This window comes from Vibrio sp. Y29_XK_CS5 (assembly GCF_024181835.1).
GTDB classification, from domain to species: domain Bacteria; phylum Pseudomonadota; class Gammaproteobacteria; order Enterobacterales; family Vibrionaceae; genus Vibrio; species Vibrio harveyi.
Genome location: NZ_JAMZAM010000025.1, coordinates 1 through 2,841, shown reverse-complemented (window position 1 = coordinate 2,841; position 2,841 = coordinate 1). Strand labels below are relative to the sequence as shown.

The window sequence follows — 2,841 nt, the reverse complement described above, 5'->3', positions numbered from 1 at the left end:
ACACATTCAATGTTCTTACATTGAGTCCATCAAAACCCCTTGGGTGTTGTATGGTTAAGCCTCACGGGCAATTAGTACAGGTTAGCTCAACGCCTCACAACGCTTACACACCCTGCCTATCAACGTTCTAGTCTCGAACAACCCTTTAGGATACTTAAAGTATCAGGGAAGACTCATCTCAGGGCTCGCTTCCCGCTTAGATGCTTTCAGCGGTTATCGATTCCGAACTTAGCTACCGGGCAATGCGTCTGGCGACACAACCCGAACACCAGAGGTTCGTCCACTCCGGTCCTCTCGTACTAGGAGCAGCCCCCTTCAATCTTCCAACGCCCACGGCAGATAGGGACCGAACTGTCTCACGACGTTCTAAACCCAGCTCGCGTACCACTTTAAATGGCGAACAGCCATACCCTTGGGACCGACTTCAGCCCCAGGATGTGATGAGCCGACATCGAGGTGCCAAACACCGCCGTCGATATGAACTCTTGGGCGGTATCAGCCTGTTATCCCCGGAGTACCTTTTATCCGTTGAGCGATGGCCCTTCCATTCAGAACCACCGGATCACTATGACCTGCTTTCGCACCTGCTCGAACCGTCATTCTCGCAGTCAAGCGGGCTTATGCCATTGCACTAACCTCACGATGTCCAACCGTGATTAGCCCACCTTCGTGCTCCTCCGTTACGCTTTGGGAGGAGACCGCCCCAGTCAAACTACCCACCAGGCACTGTCCGCAACCCCGATTAGGGGTCAACGTTAGAACATCAACACTACAAGGGTGGTATTTCAAGGACGGCTCCACACAATCTAGCGACCGTGCTTCAAAGCCTCCCACCTATCCTACACATGTAGGGTCAATGTTCAGTGCCAAGCTGTAGTAAAGGTTCACGGGGTCTTTCCGTCTAGCCGCGGGTACACTGCATCTTCACAGCGATTTCAATTTCACTGAGTCTCGGGTGGAGACAGCGTGGCCATCATTACGCCATTCGTGCAGGTCGGAACTTACCCGACAAGGAATTTCGCTACCTTAGGACCGTTATAGTTACGGCCGCCGTTTACCGGGGCTTCGATCAAGAGCTTCGACCGAAGTCTAACCCCATCAATTAACCTTCCGGCACCGGGCAGGCGTCACACCGTATACGTCATCTTACGATTTTGCACAGTGCTGTGTTTTTAATAAACAGTTGCAGCCACCTGGTATCTGCGACTCTCAATAGCTCCATCCGCAAGGGACTTCACCGTCGAGAGCGTACCTTCTCCCGAAGTTACGGTACCATTTTGCCTAGTTCCTTCACCCGAGTTCTCTCAAGCGCCTTGGTATTCTCTACCCGACCACCTGTGTCGGTTTGGGGTACGATTCCTTACAATCTGAAGCTTAGAGGCTTTTCCTGGAAGCATGGCATCAATGACTTCACTACCGTAGTAGCTCGACGTCGTGTCTCAGCCTTAGAAAGAGCCGGATTTACCTAACTCTTAAGCCTACGCACTTGAACCTGGACAACCGTCGCCAGGCCCACCTAGCCTTCTCCGTCCCCCCATCGCAATTGTAAGAAGTACGGGAATATTAACCCGTTTCCCATCGACTACGCCTTTCGGCCTCGCCTTAGGGGTCGACTTACCCTGCCCCGATTAACGTTGGACAGGAACCCTTGGTCTTCCGGCGAGGAGGTTTTTCACCCCCTTTATCGTTACTCATGTCAGCATTCGCACTTCTGATACGTCCAGCATGCGTTACCACACACCTTCAACCGCTTACAGAACGCTCCCCTACCCAATGCACTAAAGTGCATTGCCGCAGCTTCGGTTTACTACTTAGCCCCGTTACATCTTCCGCGCAGGCCGACTCGACCAGTGAGCTATTACGCTTTCTTTAAATGATGGCTGCTTCTAAGCCAACATCCTGGCTGTCTGAGCCTTCCCACATCGTTTCCCACTTAGTAGTAATTTGGGACCTTAGCTGGCGGTCTGGGTTGTTTCCCTCTCCACGACGGACGTTAGCACCCGCCGTGTGTCTCCCGGATAGTACTTACTGGTATTCGGAGTTTGCAAAGGGTTGGTAAGTCGGGATGACCCCCTAGCCTTAACAGTGCTCTACCCCCAGTAGTATTCGTCCGAGGCGCTACCTAAATAGCTTTCGGGGAGAACCAGCTATCTCCAGGTTTGATTGGCCTTTCACCCCTAGCCACAAGTCATCCGCTAATTTTTCAACATTAGTCGGTTCGGTCCTCCAGTTGATGTTACTCAACCTTCAACCTGCCCATGGCTAGATCACCTGGTTTCGGGTCTATATCCAGAGACTGAACGCCCAGTTAAGACTCGGTTTCCCTACGGCTCCCCTAGATGGTTAACCTTGCCACTGAATATAAGTCGCTGACCCATTATACAAAAGGTACGCAGTCACACCACGAAGGTGCTCCTACTGCTTGTACGTACACGGTTTCAGGTTCTATTTCACTCCCCTCACAGGGGTTCTTTTCGCCTTTCCCTCACGGTACTGGTTCACTATCGGTCAGTCAGTAGTATTTAGCCTTGGAGGATGGTCCCCCCATATTCAGACAGGATATCACGTGTCCCGCCCTACTCGATTTCACTTTAAATGCGTTGCCGGTTACGGGGCTATCACCCTGTATCGCACAACTTTCCAGAAGTTTCACCTGACGCATAAAAAGCTTAAGGGCTAGTCCAATTTCGCTCGCCGCTACTTTCGGAATCTCGGTTGATTTCTTTTCCTCGGGGTACTTAGATGTTTCAGTTCCCCCGGTTCGCCTCGCTGCGCTATGTATTCACGCAGCGATACTAGCTTATGCTAGTGGGTTTCCCCATTCGGAAATCCCAGACTCAA

1 rRNA gene is annotated in these 2,841 nt (G+C 51.8%); it reads right to left on the bottom strand.

The annotated features are described in order from the left end of the window. Positions 1-50: 50 nt before the first annotated feature. Positions 51-2,841 (bottom strand): 23S ribosomal RNA (locus tag NL647_RS27040); the annotation flags it as partial.